Below are 21097 nucleotides of genomic sequence, written 5' to 3'. Positions count from 1 at the left end.
AGCGTGAACTGCGAGGAAATTTAGATGATGAGCGAGAGTTTTGCTGATCTGTTCGAAGAGAGTCTGAAAGGCTTGAAGATGGTACCTGGATCTATAGTGACAGGTACAGTAGTTGCGATTGAAAACGACTTTGTTGTTGTCACCGCCGGACTTAAATCGGAAGCCATAATCCCACGAGAACAATTTCATGACGAAAAAGGTGAATTAACCGTCGTCGTCGGAGATGAAGTAAGGGTCGCGCTGGAAAGCGTTGAAGATGGATATGGATCAACCACACTCTCGCGTGAGAAAGCTAAAAACGCAGAAGCCTGGGATGTTCTGGATCAGGCCTTTGAAAAAGGTGAAATCATCAAAGGCACCATTACCGGCAAAGTACGTGGTGGTTTTACCGTGGGACTTGGCTCCGTTGATGCTTTTTTGCCAGGGTCGTTGCTGGATATCCGACCTTTACGTGATAGCGCTCATCTTGAAGGTAAAGAGCTGGAGTTTAAGCTCGTTAAACTCGACATGAAGCGTAACAACATCGTTGTATCGCGTCGGGCCGTGCTGGAAGAACTGAACAGTGCCGATCGCGACAAGCTGATCGAAACATTGGCTGAAGGTATTGTTCTTAAAGGTATCGTGAAAAACCTGACCGATTACGGTGCCTTTGTTGACTTAGGCGGCGTTGATGGTTTGTTGCATATCACAGATATCGCCTGGAAACGCGTCAAGCATCCAAGCGAAGTACTCACCGTCGGCGATGAAATCGATGTGAAAGTACTCAAATACGATCCTGAACGTACCCGTGTTTCTCTGGGCATCAAGCAGTTAATGGCTGATCCATGGGAAGAAACGGTTGCTGCGTTAAACGTCGGTGATAAAACACGTGCGCGTGTCACTAATCTTACAGAATATGGTTGCTTTGCACAGATAGCGGAAGGCATTGAAGGTCTTATCCACGTATCTGAAATGGACTGGACGAATAAAAATGTTCACCCTTCTAAAGTAGTGCAGGCCGGACAAGAAATTGATGTCATGATTCTGGCTATTGATAAAGAGCGCCGCCGTATTTCATTAGGGATGAAACAGTGCCAGCAGAACCCATGGGATGCATTCGCTGCTAAATACAATAAGGGCGATAAGCTGATCGGAAAGATCAAATCGATTACTGATTTTGGTGTTTTTGTTGGGCTTGAAGGTAATATTGATGGCTTAATTCACCTTTCAGATCTGTCATGGGATCTACCCGGTGAAGAGGCTGTCAAGCAATACCATAAAGGCGATGAAGTAGAAGCCGTTATCGTTTCTATTGATATTGAGCGTGCCCGTATCGCTCTGAGCATTCGTCAATTGGCTAGCGATCCTTTCAGTGAATACCTGTCCACAAACAGTAAAGGCAGTAAAGTGTCAGGTAAGGTCACTGCTGTTGACAAGCAGCAGGCGACAGTAGAACTGGCTGATGGTATTGATGCGACATTGAAAGTGGCAGATTTTTCCCGTGATCGTATTAATGATCTATCAGAAAAAATTCAGGTGGGAGATCAGGTTACAGCGGTTATTACATCAATTGACAGTAAAAACCGAGTAATCAATTTGTCGGTTAAACAGATGGAGTTGCAGGAAGAAAAAGAAGCAATGCAATCCGTCAAGCAGCAGACAGTTGAAACCGGCGGTCCAACGACCATTGGCGATCTGATTAAACAGCAGATGAAGCAAAAGGGTTCCTGATTGCTAAGGCGCCTCTAATGGCGCCTTTCTCTTTAGCATGGTCGGGAAAATAGTGTGTGTGGAGCAGTGGAGGGAGTATAATGACAAAATCAGAATTAATAGAACATCTGATTGATCGGCATCCTGAGCTTTCTGTAAAAGATGTAGAGCTTGCCGTTAAAGCGATGCTTGATCATATGACAGAATCACTAGCCAATGGTGACCGTATTGAAATTCGCGGTTTTGGTAGTTTTTCTCTTCATTTTAGAGCGCCAAGAATAGGCCGAAATCCTAAAACGGGTGACTCTGTTTCGCTGACAGCTAAATACGTACCTCATTTTAAGCCAGGTAAAGAGCTTCGCGAGCAGGTAAATGAGAGTATCGAACAAGGTTTATAAGCAAGTACTGACGAATAGTAAAGATCGCTTATAAGCAGCTGTATAGTATAGGGAGGCAAAATAGTGCGTTGGCTAAAAATGTTAATAGTGTTCCTGCTATCGATTGTGATTTTGATGGTAGGCATTATGTTTACAATTCATAATACTGAAAAAGTATCAATTGATCTGGTATTCCTGACGTTGCCTGAGGCGAGTTTATCTCTCTGGTTAATCGCTGCATTTGTATTAGGTGGTGTAACAGGGGTTTTACTCAGTAGTGTGGCCGTGGTTGCTTTGAAAACCCGCTTAATGTCGAGCCGTCGCAAGATCAAAGCATTGACAAAAGAATGCGATCAGCTAAGGACAACAACACTCAAAGACGTCGCATAGCGCGACAGAGATTGTGGCAGAGAGAGTGGTAAAGAGCATAACAAAAAGCATGGCAAAGCATGATCGAAAGCATGTCAGACCGTATGCTAGATAGCATGGCTGACATCTGGCTTCTTATCCCGTTAGTCATCGCTATTTTTATTGGATGGTTACTCGGACGTAATAGCGCTGTCGGTGTCAGCAAGCCAAGCTCGAACAGTATATTAAATCGGGACTATTTTGTTGGTCTGGATTATTTATTAAATGAAAAAACGGATGAAGCAATCGAAAGCTTTATCCGGGCACTAGAGGTTAATAGTGATACCATACCGGCGCATCTGGCGTTGGCAAAACTATTTCGGCGAAAAGGTGATGTGCAACGTGCTATCAGCATTCATCAGGATTTACTGGCTCGCCTGGATCTTTCGCGTTCAGATTCATTGCGTATCCAAATGGCGCTGTCGCTGGACTATGACTCTATCGGTTTGCTAGACCGCGCAGAAAACCTGCTTAAAGAAATTATTAAACAAAATCCCCCTCGTGAAACACACCGTAAAGCGTTAACCCTGCTGACAAAACTCTATGAAAAAGAGCAAGAATGGGCGCAAGCGATAGAGACCGCTCGACACCTGAATTCGGATGAAATGCTTAACATTCGCCATGAATGCGCACATTATTATTGTGAACTGTCTGAAAAACTCTTGAAGGAAAAACATTATAAAGAGGCAGCGGAGTATTTAAAACAGGGGTTGCTGCTGGATCCTCTGTCAGTACGTATCTCGTTTCTCCAGGCACAGGTCGCTATGCGACAAAAACAGTGGAAAACAGCAATTCGTGTGTTACGTAAAATTGAACAACAAGACCCTGTTTTTCTCTCGGAAGCTATTAAAGATCTGAAGCAATGTTACATCGCTTTACATGACAAAGTAGAGTATGAATTTTTTTTACGTCACTGTATCGCGCATACGCCTTCGGCGACTGCTATCCTGGCGCTCGCGGAATTGATTAAAGATGATCAGGGTGTTCATGCGGCAGGCACATTTATTACTGATGAGCTAAAACATCGACCCTCTATTAAAGGGTTTAATCGCTTAATAGCGATGCATATCGAACATGGAAGTGAAAATGCCAAAGATAGTTTGAAAACCTTACGTAGCCTTATCGGCACGCTTGAAACGAATAAACCCCGTTATCTCTGCCAGCAGTGCGGATTTTCCGGGCGAACATTGGTATGGCAATGTCCATCCTGTAAAACATGGGGTACTACCAAACCTATTCAGGGCTTGGAAGGTGAATAATCAGTATAAAGCGATAGAGAGTAGATTAAAGTGAATGCAGATAAAAAGCGTATCATCGTCGCACTGGATTACCCAACGGTAGAGCAAGCCGTCATGATGGCTGATCAGCTTGACCCGGCGCAGTGTCGGTTGAAGGTGGGTAAAGAGCTGTTTACAAGAGGTGGCCCGACGGTAGTCGAACAGCTGCAGCATAAAGGATTTGATGTTTTTCTTGACCTGAAATTCCATGATATCCCAAACACAACGGCTAAAGCGGTACGTGCAGCAGGAGAGCTGGGTGTGTGGATGGTGAATGTGCATGCCTGTGGGGGGCGCCGCATGATGGAAGCGGCCCGCAATGAACTGGATCAGGTACGCAATAACAGCACCTTGCTGATTGCAGTTACCGTGTTAACCAGTATGGAGCGTGAAGACCTTAAAGAAGTCGGTCTGGATATTGACCCACTTGATCACGTCAAGCGATTAGCCGTGTTAACAGAGTCCTGTGGTTTAGATGGAGTCGTCTGCTCCGCGCATGAAGTGATGCCATTGCGAGAGGTTGTTTCCAGTGGGTTTAGTCTGGTTACTCCAGGTATTCGTCCGTCTGACAGTGTGACAGGCGATCAGCGGCGGATTATGACACCTTCTGAAGCGATTCAGGCAGGCAGTACTTATCTCGTTATTGGTCGTCCGATCACTCAGGTAAGCAATCCTTTAGCGGCGCTGCAAGCAATAGAAAAAGAGATCGCGCCTTTTATTTGATTCGGGTTCTTATCTAAGCCTAAAGAATAAAAAATAGCGTGGCCGGAATGATAATCAGGCTGCCGATATTGCCCAGTAAGACAATAGAGGCAACTTGATGGGGTTCCTGCTGATAACGTTCGGATACCATGTAATTTAATACGGCAGGTGGGAGTGCCCCAAACAGTACAAGATAGGTAAAGTGCAGTGGCTCAAGCTGCAATAATGGTTGAATTGCTAAAGCGATAGCAAGTCCACTAAGTGGGCATAGAATGGCCCCCCAGAGACCTATTTTCCAATGAGTCAGATCTACGCTTGTCATTCGCACACCCAATGCGAATAGCATTAGTGGAATGGAAATCTGTCCGAGCATTTCAATGAAAGTCGCGGCAGCAACGGGTAGGTGAAGATCAAAAGTGCTCCAGATTAAGCCGGCAATAGTGGCCAGAATCATAGGCATTTTCAGTACGTTGATAGGGTTAGTTTTATGGTCAAGAATATATAAACCGACCGTAAAATGCAGCAGATTCTCAACCAGAAAAAGCACTACCGCGGCGGGTAATGCGTGCTCACCAAACGCCAGCACCGCTAAAGGCAACCCCAGATTCCCGCTGTTATTGAACATCATCGGCGGCAAGAAAGTTTTGGGGCTAACCTTAAGCAGTTTGCAGACAGGCAGTAATAACAGACCGGAACCCAGAACGATAATAGCAGCCCCCACGGCCAGCATCTGGAACTGCGGTAAGTCGAAAGATTTGGCAGATAGCACCGAAAAGATCAGGGCGGGCACAAATATATCAATATTAATGGTATTAGCGGTCGTCATATCCGTATGACGTTTGCGGGCATAAAAAAAGCCCACACTGACAATAGCGACCAGAGGAAAAACGGTTAGAAAAATCTTTTCCAATAGTGCCAGCGTGGTGCTATCCATACATATACTCAATAAGTGATGCTAATCGGTAGAGTGTTTAGCTGATGATTAGTCGTACTGTTTGCCCGTTGGAACAACCACCACCGGAACCTTAGCATGCTTAACTACTTTCTGAGTCGTATGGCTATGGTGGCCGAAGGTGTTTTCTGCACCCATAACAATCATATGCACGTTACGGTCTATCGCTTCTTTGAGAATGGAATCGATATGGTTACCCTCAACAAGCGCGTATTCGATATCCAGGTCTACTTTTTCGGAAAGGTTGTCGAGTTCGTCCTCGTAGAATTTTTCAATACGTGCGTGCATCTGCTGATGAATCTCATTAATACCTTCATCGTGCATCTTTTTTATAAGATCATCAGAGACATAATTTTTAATCAGCGCAGACCCCATTTCACCAATCGGTTCAACCACGTGCAGGATAACAATTTTTGCTTTCAGCGCCTGCGCAAGTTTTACGGTGTGGCGAAACACCGGGCGCATATGCTTACCAAGAGAGGTGGTATAGAGAATGGTATTGATTTCAGGTAAAGCCATGATGTAATCCTCACAATGCACTGTTTAGGTATCCGTTCAGACTTTTTGCGTCTGAATGCGGCTATTTTCTTCAGTCGATGCTACCTGACTCAGCTTTGGCTGGGTACAGCGATCGACGAGATAGATGATTGATTTGTAATCGATCCCACTATGATGGCTTAAACCAATTTCGCAGGTGCGACTGGTTGAATAGCCAGCATCACAACTTTGTACGGCATCTTTCAATGTACGTAGTGCTGATGCATTCAATTCCGGGGTTGAGAAGCCTTTGTCGCCGGCGAAGCCACAGCAGGTAATTTGGTCAGGAATAACTACCTGTGTTGAGCACGCTGACATAATACGTTTAAGTTTTGGCGCCTGTCCCATGCGGGTAGCGCTGCAGGTAATATGCAGGGCGACCGGTTCGGTTCCGGCAGTAAATAGCAAACGATCCATCAGGAACTCATCGATAAAATCGACCGTGTCGTATAACTTGATACGCGGGTCTAATTTATCCTTTAGTAGCAGGCTGCAAGGGCTGGTGTCAGAATACACAGGAAGTGTTCCGTTTTCTGTGATCTCAAGCAATATCTTTTCAATTTCAGCTGATTTAGAGTCGGCAGCAGTAAACATACCTTTCGATTGGAACGGCATACCGCAGCAAAGATTATCAAGATTGGGTGGATAAATTACCTGATAACCGGCTTTACGTAACAGTGCTTCTGTTTTATCCGCTAATGATGTTTGGTCTTCATCGCCACGTGCGGGGCCCATCGTACGGCTGGCACAGCTGGGCAGATAAACAACTTTGGGTGCCGTACTGGACGCGTCCAAAGGTTTTGGTTTGATTTTTGGCGCACCCGTAGGCATTGACGGTGTCCATTGCTGAATCAGCCCACCAGAGAGCTTACGTGCAGTGCCCGTAATGGCCGTCATCGCTTTGGTGCCGAGTAAACCGTGAGTGACATCGGCGGCAGCAAAAGTTACACGGCTGGCCTTAGCCAACGTGCCGTAGTGGTCGGCCAACCATTGTGCCATCTTGGTGCGTTTCTCATTATTCTTATTACGAATAGAACGTGTCAGGTCGCCAGTATTAATACCAACCGGACAGGTTGTTGAGCATAAGCCGCAGGCAGCACAGGTATCGGTGCCTTGGTATTGGTATTCTTTCCGCAGTTCTGCCAAGCGCTCAGGATCGGCATTCGGGCCGTTACTAATCGATTCCAGCCGGGCAATTTCGCGCCAGATAACAATCCGCTGACGTGGTGTTAATGTCAGTGCGCGTGATGGACAGGTAGGTTCGCAAAAACCACACTCAATACACTTATCGACCAGCGGATCAGCAGCCGGTAAAATTTTGAAGTTTTCAAGATGCACATGGCTGTTTTTGTTTAGCACAACACCGGGATTTAAAATATGCTGCGGATCAAGCAACTCTTTAAGTTCCCACATCAACGCGTACGCTTCTTTGCCCCATTCCAACTCAACAAACGGTGCCATATTACGGCCCGTGCCGTGCTCTGCTTTTAATGAACCGTCATACGTGCCGACAACCATATTAGCAACATCCACCATCAGGCCATCGTAGCGGTCGATCTCCTCTTGCGTGTCGAACGCCTGAGTGAAAACAAAATGTAAATTACCTTCAAGCGCATGCCCAAAGATTAAGGCTTCGTTGTAATGCCATTTATCAAATAACTGGTGTAAGTCATGTACCGCATCAGCCAGTTGTTCTACCGGAAATGCCACATCTTCGATAATCACGGTGGTGCCGGTTAAGCGCACGGCACCCACGGCAGGAAACAAGCCTTTACGAATAGCCCAGTATTTGGCGTATTCTTCAGGGTCCGTCGTAAACTCGCACGGCTGAATGGTTTCAAGATGACTAATGGAGGCTTTAATGGCCTCAACTTGCATGGCCAGCGTAGCGGGGTCAGCCGCACGTGTTTCAACTAATAATGCGGCAGCATGTTCGGGCAGTTCGCGAATAAAATCCGGCAAACTGGGCTTGTCTTCTACCGAACGCAAACCGGCACGGTCCATCAACTCTACCGCAGAGACCGGGGTTTTCTTCAGAATCGCAACGGCATCGCAGGTGGTGCGTACGTTGTCAAAAAAGATCAGAGCAGAGGCTTTGTTGGGGTGTTCATCAACGGTTTGATAGGTAATCTCGGACATAAAGCCGAGTGTGCCTTCTGAACCAATCATTAAATGTTGCAGAATATCGATAGGATCAGTGTAATCTACCAGTGAATTAAGCGCATAACCGGTAGTGTTTTTCAGGCGGTATTTATGCAGGATACGCTCACGTAGCGTGTCATTCGCGCGTGTTTGCTGGCCTAGCGCATCTAAAGAATCCAATAACATTTTATGGGATTGCTTAAACTGAGTCACAGAATCAGGATTGCCGGTATCGACCAGTGTGCCGTCTGCTAAGATCAATTTCATGCTTTTTAACGTGCGGTAACTGTTCTGCGCCGTACCACAACACATACCACTAGCATTGTTAGCAGCAATACCACCAATCATGGCCGCATTAATCGACGCAGGGTCAGGGCCAATTTTTTTATTAAACGGTGCCAGATAACTATTTGCCTGGCCACCAATAACACCGGGTTGCAAGCTGATTTCTGTGGCGTCTTTATTGATCTGATAGCCTTTCCAGCCATCGCCTAACTGGATTAATACTGAGTCAGTTATTGCTTGCCCGGAGAGACTGGTTCCTGCGGCACGAAAGGTAATAGGAACCAGCATTTTATTCGCTAATTTAACAACGCTGGCAATTTCACTTTCACTTTCAGCTCTGACCACTATCTGTGGAATCAGGCGGTAAAAACTCGCATCTGTTCCATACGCCAGAGTGCGTAAAGCATCCGTTATTAAGCGTTCTTCAGGAATAAATGTCTGAAGCTCGGTGAGAAAATCACGATGTGTCTGTTTCATATTATTCACTGGCCACCTGCGTGGACGCTTGTTAAGTGAGGCTAGCTCAGATGATAGAGCATCGTTTGAAATCGGGCTTGGAACTATTATTAAAGCCGCGTTTAAAACCGTGGTATCAACAGGGATACCACGGGTAACGCGATTTACTTTTTCTTTATGTTTTGTTCTGAATTATTTGGCGTAAGCGACGGCAGGAAGCCAAAGCACCAGCTGCGGCCAAAAAACCAGAATAAACAAAGCGATTAATTGCAGGCCGATAAAAGGAATAACACCTTTGTAAATATCAGACAGCTTAACATTTGGCGGACAAACACCTTTCAGATAGAAGAGTGCAAAGCCTACCGGCGGTGTCAGGAACGACGTCTGTAATGCCATCGCCACTAACATTACAAACCACACCAGTTCTGGGTTATCTACCACCCCATAGCCGTCGATATCTAATCCCAGTGCGGATATAACCGGCGCCAACAGAGGCAGGATGATCAAAGTGATCTCTATCCAATCGAGGAAGAAGCCGAGTAAGAAAATCACGCCAAGAATAAAGAAGACAATACCGTACGGGCCAAAAGGCAGACCTGTCAGGAACGACTCGATCAGTTCATCACCGCCCAATTCACGTAACACCAGTGCAAAACAAGTCGCACCAATAAAGATGGCGAAAATATAGGCTGTGGTGTTGAACGTGCCGCCCATGACCTCTTTAAGTACAGGAATGCTGAAACGTCGATTATACACTGCCAGTAACGTTGCGCCGAGTGCGCCAACGCCTGAGGCTTCTGTCGGTGTGGCAAAGCCAGCAAAGATAGAACCCAGCACCACAAAAATAAGGAATAACGTTGGTAATACCGCTTTCAACACGTTGAGCACAACAGGCCAGCTAACCGGTTTAGCATCCACAGGCACAGGTGCAGCATTTGGTTTTATATAGGCGTAAATCAGAATGTAAGCGATATACATAGCGCCCAGCATCAAACCAGGAATAACCGCGCCCATAAACAGATCACCAACCGATAAGCCCAGCTGATCAGCCATGATGACCAGCATAATGCTGGGCGGAATCAAAATGCCCAACGTACCGGCTGAGGCAATCGTACCCAATGCTAATGGCATTGAATAACCCTGTTTCGTCATCGATGGCAAAGACATCACGGCCAACAGCACAACGGATGCGCCGATAATACCAGTGGAGGCTGCAAGAATAATACCGATAGCCGTTACGGTTACCGCAAGCCCACCGCGAACACGGCCGAACAGCTCTTGCATCGAGTGCATCAGTTCTTCAGCAACGCCGGATTTATCCAGCATAATACCCATGAAGATAAACATAGGTAATGCGACCAGAATCCAGTTATCCATGATCTTATAAAGACGGTTTACCACCAGGCCCAGAGTGGTGTAATCCAACCCGGTCATCGTATCCAGGTAAACATCGGCGAACTGACCGATAAAAGCAAAAATAATTCCTACGCCGGCCAACACCCAGGCAACAGGAATACCGGTAAATAATAGAGCGATGAAAGATAAGAACATCGCAATGACCATAATTTCATTGACGTCCATCATCATTCTCCACGTATCAGTAAAACGGTGTCACGGTACAATCGAGACAGCATAGCAAGGCCCAGTAATGCAAAACTCAATGGAATGACCCCCTTGATAATCCAGCGGTGAGGCAGGCCAGAGGGCGATTGTGAGCCTTCACCGATGCGGTATGAGTCATAAAAGAATTCGATACTGTGCGCGAATACAATCACAATAAAAGGCATGACTAAAAGGAGAATGCTAAGAATCTCAATGATATGTTTAGTGCGTGCTCTGAAGTGCGCATAAAAAAGATCCACGCGAATATGTGAGTTAGTGGTCTGCGCATAAGAGAGTCCGAACATCACGCCCATCGCATAAAGATGCCATTGCAACTCTTCAAATATAATTAAACCGCTTGAAAATCCTTTTCGAAGCACGACCTGCAAAATGATTACAAAAATCAGCAGGACGTAGCACCAAGCAACCGACATGCCGACGCGCTGGATAAAGCGGTCGATCTTATCAGCCAGAGGTACTGATGGGAGAGTATCGTTCTCAGTCACAGGAAGGTACCTACATCGATTATTATTGTAAAAATGAAAGGCAGACAATGAAACACTGTCTGCCTTAACTTGGGTAGCTTAACTTATGTAACTCAGCTGACGTGGCTCAGTTTACATAACGCTGCTTGAAAGAGTATTAACGGCTACGTGGTAGGAATGCGTTAGATTCCCAAAGGTTATAGCCGGTACGGAATGTGTTCAAATCATCCCATACTTTCTTGAAGAACGGATCTTCAGCAGACTTCTCAACAACTACTTCACCCCACTTCTCTTCAAAGGCTTTAAGCATGGTGTCATTCCAGTAACGGATCTCAACGCCATTTGCTTTTGCGTCAGCCATCACAGGGAACTGCATCGCTTCACCTTCAGCAATAGAGTTGGTCATCGATGCTTTACAGGTGTTTTCAACTGTCGCTTGCTGTCCTGCAGACATTTTGCCCCACGCATCTTTGTTTACGAGCAACTCGAAAATTGTTGCTTGTTGATGCCAGCCAGGGAAGTAGTTGTATTTCATGATTTTCTGGAAACCAAGAAGCTTGTCGATTGCTGGCTGAGAGAACTCAGTTGCATCAATCGCACCTTTCTCAAGCGCACCAAAGATCTCACCGCCAGGTAGCTGTGATGTAGACACACCCATTTTTTCCATAACCGAAGCGCCCAGGCCGAAGAAACGCATGTTCAGGCCTTTAAGGTCTTCTGGTGTATTGATCTCTTTATTGAACCAGCCCGATGTTTCAGGAGAAATAATCGCACATGGAATAACTTTTACGTTATAGCCATTGGTGTCGTACATTTCCTGATACAGTTTCAGGCCATTACCATAATACATCCACGCCATGTATTCGCCTGCTTCAGGACCAAAAGGCACAGCAGAGAAGAAACCAGCAGCAGGCATTTTACCCTGCCAATAACCAGCAGTGGCATAGCCTGAGTTAACTTTACCGGATGAAACAGCATCCAGAATTTCAGGCGGAGCAACCAATTTGCCCGGCTCATAGATTTTCATCCTGATAGTGCCGTCACTAACAAGATTCAATTGTTCAGACACCCAGACAATTGGCGTACCCAAAGCAGGTAGATGAGAACCGAAAGCAATCGGGGTTTTCAGTAACGTTTTATCAGCTGCCTGTACAGGCACAAAAGCAGTAGCGGCTACACCTGCTAGTACAGCAGTAGATATCACAGACTTGGCGAACTTTTTCATGTCTCATCCTCAATGGCGATATTTATTTTTGTTAGATCCGTGACTGAATATACAACAGATACGTTGTTATAACAGTGCAAAAACGATCATTCTTGTTATATTGGTAAGACCAATTTACCATGCGTTGAAGTGTTACTGTATTTTTTTTGACCAGTGTTTGTCAATGGTTTTTTATAAGCCAAATATATATTGGCTTTTTTGTTAATAATAGTTAGTTTTACATTTAATTAAATTTAACATTATTGGTAATACCAATTATACAGTTGCGTAATATTAAATTTTTAAGTGCTGATGTAGTGCTTATACTAAGTGTTTAGAAGGTGTGAATATGGCCTATCAAAAGGTAAGGCAGCCTAAAATATCTGATGTCATTGTCGAGCGAATGGAAGAGATGATATTGGAAGGGACCTTAAAACCCGGGCAAAAGCTATTGCCTGAAAGAGAGCTTTCTAAGCAATTTGAAGTGTCTCGTCCTTCATTGCGTGAAGCCATTCAAAAATTAACAGCAAAAGGCTTGTTGGTAAGTCGGCAGGGGGGCGGTACTTATGTTTCTGAAGATTTGGGCGGCTCTTTTATGGATCCGTTGCTTGAGCTTTTCAAAAGTCATCCAGAGGCACAATATGATTTGCTTGAATTCAGGCACGCTCTTGAGGGGGTGACTGCGTATTATGCTGCGCTGCGAAGTACTGCAACCGATAAGCAAGCCATACAAACCAGCTATGATGCGCTGCAGGTGCACCATGAAAACAAGGATTTTGAGAAGGAGGTGTCAGCGGATGTGGACTTCCATCTGACTATTGCCGCGTCCACACATAATATGGTACTTCTGCATATGATGCGGGCATTGTTTAGTTTGTTGCGTCAGCATATTGGCGATAATTTACAGAATATTTACCCGAAATCAGGTTATAGGCAAAAAATTCATGATCAGCATTACAAACTGATGCAGGCAATTTTTTCGGGTGAACCGGATGCCGCTCAACGTGCAGCACATGATCATTTGGCGTATGTCGAAGAATCCTTGCTAGAGCAGGGGCGGGAAAATACCCGTGTTGAAAGAGCGATGCGGCGCTCAGGCAATTCATAGCCGGGCGTGAAAGCATAGTAAGGTTAGCTGTATTTTAAGACGTTTGTCTATAAATAGATGTATGTATAAAAACTACAAAAAATCTATTTATCGATCAATAGCATATAGTATTAGACCGTTTTATAGACAGATTCTGTAAAATTTTGTAGTATTACTACAAATAAAAAGAAAGAGAATAATGCTGCATTGCGGCATGAGAAGTTCTCTCAAGATAATAAAACAGACGGGTTAGCTGCGCAGATTGCTATAGCAGCGACATATATAGCGGCCGGCAGGCACCCACAGGCAACTAAAAGTCTGGATTTATAACAACAAGGGATAAATGCTTAACGCATACGTGGAGAAGGCAACGTGCAAGAACAATATATTAATGATATCGATCCGATCGAAACAAAAGAATGGTTAGAAGCACTAGAATCTGTGGCGACAAATGACGGCGATGACCGTGCGCGCTTTCTGCTAGCTCAGTTAGGCCGTAAAGCCTCTGATATGGGTGTAGAGAGTCGCGGTTCTGTTACCACTCCTTACCGGAATACTATCTCCCCTAAAGATGAAGTCCGTATGCCGGGTGATCTTTTCATGGAGCGCCGCATCCGTTCGTTTATCCGTTGGAACGCAATGGCAATGGTTATGCGTGCTAACGATAATAAAGAAGGTCTGGGTGGTCATATTTCCAGCTTCTCTTCTTCAGCGACATTATACGATATCGGTTTTAACTACTTTTTCCGTGGTAATGAAGGCGAGCAAGAATCAGATATGGTGTTTTTCCAGGGGCATATCTCTCCTGGTATCTATGCCCGCGCTTATCTGGAAGGCCGTTTGACGGAAGAACAGCTCGATAATTTCCGTCGTGAAGTCGATGGCAACGGTTTGCCTTCTTATCCGCATCCTTGGCTGATGCCTGATTTCTGGCAGTTCCCAACCGTATCCATGGGTCTGGGTCCAATCCAGGCCATCTATCAGGCACACGTGATGCGTTATTTGTCAGCGCGTAGCCTGATCGACCGTGGTGACCGTAAAGTATGGGCATTTTTGGGTGATGGTGAGTGTGATGAGCCAGAATCTCTGGGTGCGATCGCGCTGGCCGGACGTGAAAATCTGGAAAACCTGGTATTTGTAATCAACTGTAACCTGCAGCGCCTGGATGGTCCTGTACGCGGTAACGGAAAAATTGTTCAGGAATTGGAAGGTGTCTTCCGTGGTGCAGGCTGGAATGTCATCAAATGTTTGTGGGGTCGTCACTGGGATCCTCTGTTTGAAAAAGATGTTAATGGTCTGTTGCAAAAACGTATGGACGAAGTGTGCGACGGTGAGCTGCAGAACTTTAAAGCCAACGGCGGCGCTTATACACGCGAACACTTCTTCGGTAAATATCCTGAACTGCTTGAAATGGTTAAGGACATGTCTGATGACGAGATAATGAATCTTAACCGTGGCGGGCACGATCCTTATAAAGTCTATGCCGCTTATCATGCAGCATCGAACAACACTGGTCGTCCAACGGTTATCCTGGCGCAAACCGTTAAAGGTTACGGCACGGGCAAATCCGGCGAAGCGAAAAACGACACCCACTCGTTGAAGAAAGTGGCGATTGATGATCTGAAAGATTTCCGTGATCGCTTCACCATTCCATTGGATGATGAGCAACTGAAAGACGTGCCTTACTACCGTCCATCAGCTGAATCAGCCGAAATGAAGTACATGGTCGAGCGTCGCCAAAAACTCGGCGGTTTTTATCCGGTGCGTCGCAGCCAGGTAGAGACATTAGAGGTTCCTGCGCTTGAGGCTTTCTCTAACAACATGAAAGGCAGTGGCGAGCGTGAGCTGTCTACGCAGATGTCATTTAACCGCGTACTGAATACCTTGGTTAAAGATAAAAATATCGGTAATCGTATCATTCCGATTATTCCGGATGAGGCGCGTACTTTCGGTATGGAAGGTATGTTCCGTCAACTGGGTATCTACACCTCTGTCGGTCAGCGCTATGTACCGCATGATAGTGATCAGATCATGTTCTACAAAGAGTCTAAAACCGGACAGATTCTGGAAGAGGGTATCAACGAAGCCGGTGCGATGTCTGCCTGGATTGCGTGTGCTACTTCCTATGCAAACAACAATTGTCCTGTGATCCCGTTCTATATTTTCTACTCGATGTTCGGCTTCCAGCGCGTTATGGATCTGATCTGGGCGGCAGGCGATATGCAAGCGCGTGGATTCCTGATCGGTGCAACCGCTGGTCGTACTACGCTGAACGGTGAAGGTCTGCAGCATCAGGATGGCCACAGCCACTTGATGGCACAGATGGTCCCTAACTGTGTATCTTACGATCCGACGTATGGTTACGAATTAACAGTGATTGTTCAGGATGGTTTAGAGCGTATGTACGGAAAAGGTGAAAACCGTTTCTACTACATCACTACCATGAACGAAAACTACGGCCATCCGGAGATGCCGATAGGTGCAGAAGAAGGCATCATTAAAGGTATGTATCTGCTTAAAAATGGCAAAGATGCTGAACTCAAAGTTCAGTTGATGGGCTGCGGTACTATCTTGCGTGAAGTAGAGGCGGCTGCCGTTATTCTGCATGAAGAGTTTGGTATCGAATCTGATATCTGGAGCACTACATCGATTAACGAATTGCGTCGTGATGCGCAGGGCGTTGAACGTCATAATATGCTGCACCCGGAAGCAGAGCCAAAAGTAGCGTATGTGACTGAATGCCTGAAAGATCGTCAGGGTCCGGTTATTGCAGCAACCGATTATATGCGTCTGTATGCAGACCAGCTACGTGAATACATCCCAGCGCGTTATAAAGTACTGGGTACTGACGGTTTCGGTCGTTCTGATACGCGCTCAAAACTGCGTGAATTCTTCGAAGTGAATCGTTATTACGTCACGATTGCCGCGCTTAAAGCGCTGCAGGAAGACGGCAAAATTGAAGGATCAGTCGTCGCTAAAGCCATGCAGAAATTCAATATCAACCCAGAAAAACCAGCGCCCTGGACTGTATAAGCGCTGAGAGTTGCCTGAGCGTCAGCTCAGGCATGCTGATTTTGAAAGTTGAATTGAACGTAATGGCGAATAACGAAGAGAGGACATTATCGTGAGCATAATCACAATTACAGTTCCAGATTTAAGCGGCGCAGAAAACGTAGATATTATTGAAGTGCTGGTTAAGGCCGGCGATGTTGTTGCTGAGGGCGATAGCCTGATGGCACTGGAAACCGATAAAGCATCTATGGAAGTGCCGGCAGAGCAAGCAGGTACTATCGTAGAAGTGATGATTAAAGAAGGCGATACCTGCAACGAAGGTGACGTGATTCTGACATTGGAAACAGGCGCGGTAGCTGCTCCGGTTGCGGCTCCAGCTCCCGTAGCTGCGGCACCTGCACCTGCGGCAGCACCAGCAGCAGTGACAACTTCAACAAATGTCGAGCAGGTATTAGTACCAGACTTGAGCGGTGCTAGCGATGTTGATGTCATCGAAGTCATGGTTAAAGTAGGCGATGTCATTGAAGAGGGTGATAGCATTATTGCGCTGGAAACTGACAAAGCATCCATGGAAGTGCCGGCCCCTAAAGGCGGTACGGTTAAAGAGGTTCTGATCAAAGAAGGCACTACCTGTAACGAAGGTGATGTGCTGATTATGCTGGAAGTTGGCGGATCAGCAGCGGCTCCCGTAGCAGCGCCTGCGGCTCAGCCAGCAGCTGCAGCACCTGCGGTTGCCGCGCCTGACATAGCTGTTGTCGCCGGTGGTGTTGAAAACGTATTAGTGCCCGATCTGAGTGGCGCCACCGACGTTGACGTTATCGAAGTGATGGTCAAAGTAGGTGACGTTATTCAAGAAGGCGACAGCCTGATTGCACTCGAAACCGACAAGGCCTCTATGGAAGTACCTGCCCCTAAAGGCGGTACCGTCAAAGAAGTATTGATCAAAGAAGGCAGCACCTGTAACGAAGGTGATGTGCTTATCCTGCTGGAAGTGGCGGGTAGCGCAGCAGTTGCAGCGGCTCCTGCTCCGGTAGCAGCATCTTCAGCGCCAGCAGCCTCTGCTCCAGCGGCTCCTGCTAAAGCAGCAGCGCCGGCCAGCACTGTTAGCCAGATTGAACTTGAAAAGAAAAACCGTACCGTTAATGCAGGCCCTGCAGTACGTGCTATAGCGCGTGAATACGGAGTGGATCTGGTGGACGTTAAAGGTACGGGCCGTAGCGCACGTATTCTTAAAGAAGACGTACAGGCGTATGTGAAAAATGCACTCGTACAGCTGAAAACAAAACCAGCGGGCGCAGCCGTTACGGGTGGTTCGGGTATCCCGGCTATTCCAGCGGTTGATTTCAGTAAGTTTGGTGAGATCGAAAAAGTTGCGTTGACTAAAATCGGTAAATTAACCGCCGCCAATATGTCGCGCTGCTGGTTGAATATCCCGCACGTTACTCAATTTGACGATGCTGATATCACCGAGCTGGAAGCGTTCCGTAAAGGGATGAAAGAGGAAGCACTCAAAGCCGGTGTTAAATTAACGCCGCTGCCTTTCATGATCAAAGCGGTCGCTAAAGCACTGGCTGAAAATCCAAAATTCAATGCCTCACTAGATGCAGACGGTGAACACATCGTCTACAAAAAATACATCAACATCGGTTTGGCAGTCGACACGCCAAATGGCTTGATGGTACCGGTGATCAAAGATGCGGATAAAAAGTCAATTTACGAATTGTCTTTAGAAGCGAACGAACTGGCGGGTAAAGCAAAAAATCGCAAACTCAAGCCAAACGAAATGCAGGGCGCGTGTTTCACAATTTCCAGCTTAGGCGGCATCGGCGGAACAGGCTTTACGCCTATCGTTAATGCGCCAGAAGTGGGGATTCTGGGTGTGTCTAAAGCAGATATTAAACCACGTTGGAACGGTAAAGAGTTTGAGCCCCGTATGATGTTGCCATTGTGTTTGTCATACGATCATCGTGCTATTAATGGCAGTGATGCAGGTCGATTCTTAACTTACCTCAACAGCTTGCTGAGTGACATCCGTCGTCTAATGTTGTGATGTAAGTACCTACGTTAACAGCCTGCTGAGTGATGTCTGTCTTGTCTGATGTTGTAATGCACGTAACGTTTTAGCAAGTCCCTTGGCTAGCTTGACGGGGTTCCGAAAGGAACCCCGTTTTTTTGTGTCTTTTATCAGAAACTGACACTATATTCATCTATTAGCTTATAGTTCATTATATTGTTCATCCTGTTAGCAAATTTTAACCAAATATTGGTATTATAGGGATGAGTACAGGGCTTAACCTTGTAACATATACTCTAAAAAGTTAATTTATAAAAAGTTGTTCAATCGGCGCTTATTAGCGCTTTTATTTCGGCTGTTATTTATATTGAAAGGATGCTATGAAAAAGATATTGACGGTATTCGGCACGCGTCCGGAAGCGATTAAAATGGCGCCCTTGGTGAAAGCGCTTGCGCAAGAATCTCAATTTGAGAGTCGGGTGTGTGTGACTGCCCAGCACCGGGAAATGTTGGACCAGGTACTGGATCTGTTTGAAATTCAGCCCGATTACGATCTCAATATCATGAAACCCGGCCAGGATCTTTTTGATGTCACCACGCGCATACTGCTGGGTATTCGTGATGTATTGCGTGAATTCAAACCCGATATAGTCCTGGTGCATGGTGATACCAGTACTACATTTTCTACTGCGTTGGCTGCATTTTACGAACAAATACCCGTAGGGCATATTGAGGCAGGTCTGAGAACAGGCAACATCTATTCGCCGTGGCCAGAAGAAGCCAATCGCACCCTCACTGCTACTCTGGCAACCTGGCATTTTGCCCCGACGCAGTTGTCTTACCAAAACCTGATTGACGAAAAAATTCCGGCAGATCATGTCAGTATTACCGGCAATACTGTGATCGATGCGCTGCACTGGGTGGTCGACAGAATTAAAACGGACAGTACGCTGGAAGCGCAGCTGTCGGTACGTTTCCCGTTTCTGGACAGCAATCGCCGACTATTGTTGGTGACCGGTCACCGCCGCGAATCTTTTGGCGATGGCTTTGAGCGCATCTGTGAAGCGCTGGCCGACATCGCCGCACGCTATCCCGATGCCCAAATTGTTTACCCTGTGCACCTCAACCCCAATGTGCAGGAACCGGTTAACCGGCTGTTAAAGGGTATGGATAATATTTACCTGATCGACCCACAAGATTACCTGCCTTTCGTCTACCTGATGAACCGCAGCTACCTGATACTGACCGATTCTGGTGGTATCCAGGAAGAAGCGCCCTCCTTAGGTAAGCCAGTATTAGTTATGCGTGATAATACCGAACGTCCGGAAGCGGTAGATGCGGGTACTGTCGAGCTTGTGGGCACTGACTATGCGCGCATCGTTGCCGGTGTGGTTGAGCTTATGGAGTCACAAGAAAAATATGATTCCATGGCACGTGCCATCAACCCTTACGGTGACGGCACCGCCTGCCAGCAGATCGTAGAAACGTTAAAGCACAATTAAGTCAGCACAGCTAAGCTAGCAATGCTAAATAAGCACACAGAAACAGTGCTGGCACCGTACAGAATTTCACATTTTATTTGAACAGGTATGTATAGATGAGTATTGAAACAGTATCGGTTATTGGGTTGGGGTATATAGGATTACCAACGGCCGCTATCATCGCTTCACGCGGTATGAATGTTATTGGTGTTGATGTTATCCAGTCAGCGGTGGATACCATTAATGCCGGCAAAATACATATAGTAGAGCCAGATCTGGATATCGTGGTACGCAGTGTTGTTACCACCGGCAACCTGCGCGCTACTACCACGCCAGAGCCGGCCGATGTGTTTATGATCGCTGTCCCTACACCCTTTATCGCCAGTGACGATGGTCGGCATCAGCCGGATCTGTCGTATATCGAATCGGCCGTAAAACGCATCGCGCCAGTATTAGCGAAAGGTAACCTGGTTGTGCTGGAATCGACTTCACCGGTAGGCACTACCGAAAAAATGGCCGCCTGGTTGGCAGAAGCACGTCCAGACCTGAGCTTTCCGCAAGATAAAGGCAGCGCCGCCGATGTTAAAGTTGCGCATTGCCCCGAGCGCGTATTACCAGGTTACGTATTACAGGAGCTGGTTTCCAATGACCGCGTGATCGGGGGTATGTCCAAAGCCTGTAGCGACCGCGCCGTCGAGCTGTATAAAACATTCGTGCGCGGCGAATGCATCATCACCAATGCGCGTACCGCCGAAATGGCCAAACTCACCGAAAACTCATTCCGCGATGTTAACATCGCCTTTGCGAACGAGCTCTCGGTTATCTGCGACAAGCTAAAAATCAACGTATGGGAACTGGTCAAGCTAGCCAACCGTCACCCGCGTGTGAATATTCTTAACCCGGGTCCGGGTGTGGGTGGGCACTGCATCGCGGTTGATCCTTGGTTTATCGTCGATAGCTGCCCAGAAGAAGCTAAAATCATCAAGCAAGCGCGCCTAACCAATGATGCCAAACCGCACTACGTGGTAAGTCAGGTGGTTAAAGCGGCGGATGAGTTTAAGCGTCCGGTGGTCGCCTGTTTAGGTCTGGCCTTTAAAGCCGATATTGATGACCTGCGCGAAAGCCCGGCATTACAGATTGTTCAGGAATTAGCCAAACTGAATATTGGCGAAATTATCGCGGTAGAGCCCAATATCAAAGCATTACCAGAAAAGCTGGCAACAGCGGGTATTGCATTATCAAGCCTGGAAAGTGCACTGGATAGAGCCAATGTGATCGTTATTTTAGTCGATCATAAAGAGTTTAAAGCCGCCGATAAAACCCAGTTTGCTACTAAGGTAGTGATCGATACACGTGGCATTATTGGTTAATAAGAGCTGATAGGAAG

At 46.5% G+C, this 21097-nt stretch carries 16 protein-coding genes; 10 read left to right on the top strand and 6 right to left on the bottom strand.

The window, feature by feature from the left end; genetic code table 11:
- Nucleotides 1-27 precede the first annotated feature (27 nt).
- The 5 genes from rpsA to pyrF all read left to right on the top strand — a co-directional run bounded on the left by rpsA (nt 28) and on the right by pyrF (nt 4474).
- Nucleotides 28-1710: a 30S ribosomal protein S1 gene (gene rpsA / locus Nant_RS02420; RefSeq protein ID WP_054340068.1), complete on the top strand. Its 1683-nt coding sequence runs from the start codon at nt 28-30 to the stop codon at nt 1708-1710.
- An 80-nt stretch (nt 1711-1790) separates the two neighbouring features.
- Entirely contained in the window at nt 1791-2087 is a 297-nt protein-coding gene (locus tag Nant_RS02415; protein WP_054340055.1) for an integration host factor subunit beta, read from the top strand.
- 126 nt (nt 2088-2213) lie between these two features.
- Nucleotides 2214-2456, top strand: coding sequence for a LapA family protein (locus Nant_RS02410; RefSeq protein WP_238377052.1), 243 nt, complete (start codon nt 2214-2216; stop codon nt 2454-2456).
- Between the two features lie 71 nt (nt 2457-2527).
- Complete coding sequence (gene lapB, locus Nant_RS02405) at nt 2528-3733, top strand: lipopolysaccharide assembly protein LapB (RefSeq protein WP_238377051.1); 1206 nt, start codon at nt 2528-2530, stop codon at nt 3731-3733.
- A gap of 30 nt (nt 3734-3763) precedes the next feature.
- Nucleotides 3764-4474, top strand: coding sequence for an orotidine-5'-phosphate decarboxylase (pyrF, locus tag Nant_RS02400; protein ID WP_054340053.1), 711 nt, complete (start codon nt 3764-3766; stop codon nt 4472-4474).
- Nucleotides 4475-4493: 19 nt separating this feature from the next.
- Here the strand turns inward: pyrF and Nant_RS02395 are convergent, their stop codons facing one another.
- From Nant_RS02395 to Nant_RS02370, 6 genes are all read right to left on the bottom strand, one after another.
- Nucleotides 4494-5387, bottom strand: a complete 894-nt coding sequence (locus Nant_RS02395; RefSeq protein ID WP_054340052.1) for an AEC family transporter — start codon at nt 5385-5387, stop codon at nt 4494-4496.
- A gap of 48 nt (nt 5388-5435) precedes the next feature.
- Nucleotides 5436-5924, bottom strand: a complete 489-nt coding sequence (locus Nant_RS02390; RefSeq protein ID WP_054340051.1) for a universal stress protein — start codon at nt 5922-5924, stop codon at nt 5436-5438.
- A gap of 36 nt (nt 5925-5960) precedes the next feature.
- The gene (locus Nant_RS02385; RefSeq protein ID WP_054340050.1) at nt 5961-8846 is read right to left on the bottom strand and encodes an FAD-binding and (Fe-S)-binding domain-containing protein; all 2886 of its coding nucleotides are present in this window, start codon (nt 8844-8846) and stop codon (nt 5961-5963) included.
- 171 nt (nt 8847-9017) lie between these two features.
- A complete protein-coding gene (locus tag Nant_RS02380) occupies nt 9018-10406 on the bottom strand; it encodes a TRAP transporter large permease (RefSeq protein ID WP_054340049.1) in 1389 nt (462 codons plus the stop codon).
- A gap of 2 nt (nt 10407-10408) precedes the next feature.
- Nucleotides 10409-10933, bottom strand: coding sequence for a TRAP transporter small permease subunit (locus Nant_RS02375; protein ID WP_054340048.1), 525 nt, complete (start codon nt 10931-10933; stop codon nt 10409-10411).
- A gap of 136 nt (nt 10934-11069) precedes the next feature.
- Nucleotides 11070-12137: a TRAP transporter substrate-binding protein gene (locus Nant_RS02370; RefSeq protein WP_054340047.1), complete on the bottom strand. Its 1068-nt coding sequence runs from the start codon at nt 12135-12137 to the stop codon at nt 11070-11072.
- Nucleotides 12138-12465: 328 nt separating this feature from the next.
- Here Nant_RS02370 and pdhR point away from each other — a divergent pair, with 328 nt between their 5' ends.
- From pdhR to wecC, 5 genes are all read left to right on the top strand, one after another.
- Nucleotides 12466-13224: a pyruvate dehydrogenase complex transcriptional repressor PdhR gene (gene pdhR / locus Nant_RS02365; RefSeq protein ID WP_054340046.1), complete on the top strand. Its 759-nt coding sequence runs from the start codon at nt 12466-12468 to the stop codon at nt 13222-13224.
- A 351-nt stretch (nt 13225-13575) separates the two neighbouring features.
- The gene (gene aceE / locus Nant_RS02360) at nt 13576-16236 is read left to right on the top strand and encodes a pyruvate dehydrogenase (acetyl-transferring), homodimeric type (protein ID WP_202904932.1); all 2661 of its coding nucleotides are present in this window, start codon (nt 13576-13578) and stop codon (nt 16234-16236) included.
- A gap of 91 nt (nt 16237-16327) precedes the next feature.
- Entirely contained in the window at nt 16328-18265 is a 1938-nt protein-coding gene (gene aceF, locus Nant_RS02355) for a pyruvate dehydrogenase complex dihydrolipoyllysine-residue acetyltransferase (protein WP_054340044.1), read from the top strand.
- Nucleotides 18266-18609: 344 nt separating this feature from the next.
- Entirely contained in the window at nt 18610-19731 is a 1122-nt protein-coding gene (gene wecB / locus Nant_RS02350; protein WP_054340043.1) for a non-hydrolyzing UDP-N-acetylglucosamine 2-epimerase, read from the top strand.
- A gap of 95 nt (nt 19732-19826) precedes the next feature.
- Nucleotides 19827-21080, top strand: a complete 1254-nt coding sequence (gene wecC / locus Nant_RS02345) for a UDP-N-acetyl-D-mannosamine dehydrogenase (protein ID WP_054340042.1) — start codon at nt 19827-19829, stop codon at nt 21078-21080.
- Nucleotides 21081-21097 lie beyond the last annotated feature (17 nt).

It is taken from the genome of Neptunomonas antarctica (assembly GCF_001305295.1).
GTDB classification, from domain to species: domain Bacteria; phylum Pseudomonadota; class Gammaproteobacteria; order Pseudomonadales; family Balneatricaceae; genus Neptunomonas; species Neptunomonas antarctica.
Note: the sequence above shows the minus strand (reverse complement) of the source record. Positions and strands in the feature narration are given on the sequence as shown.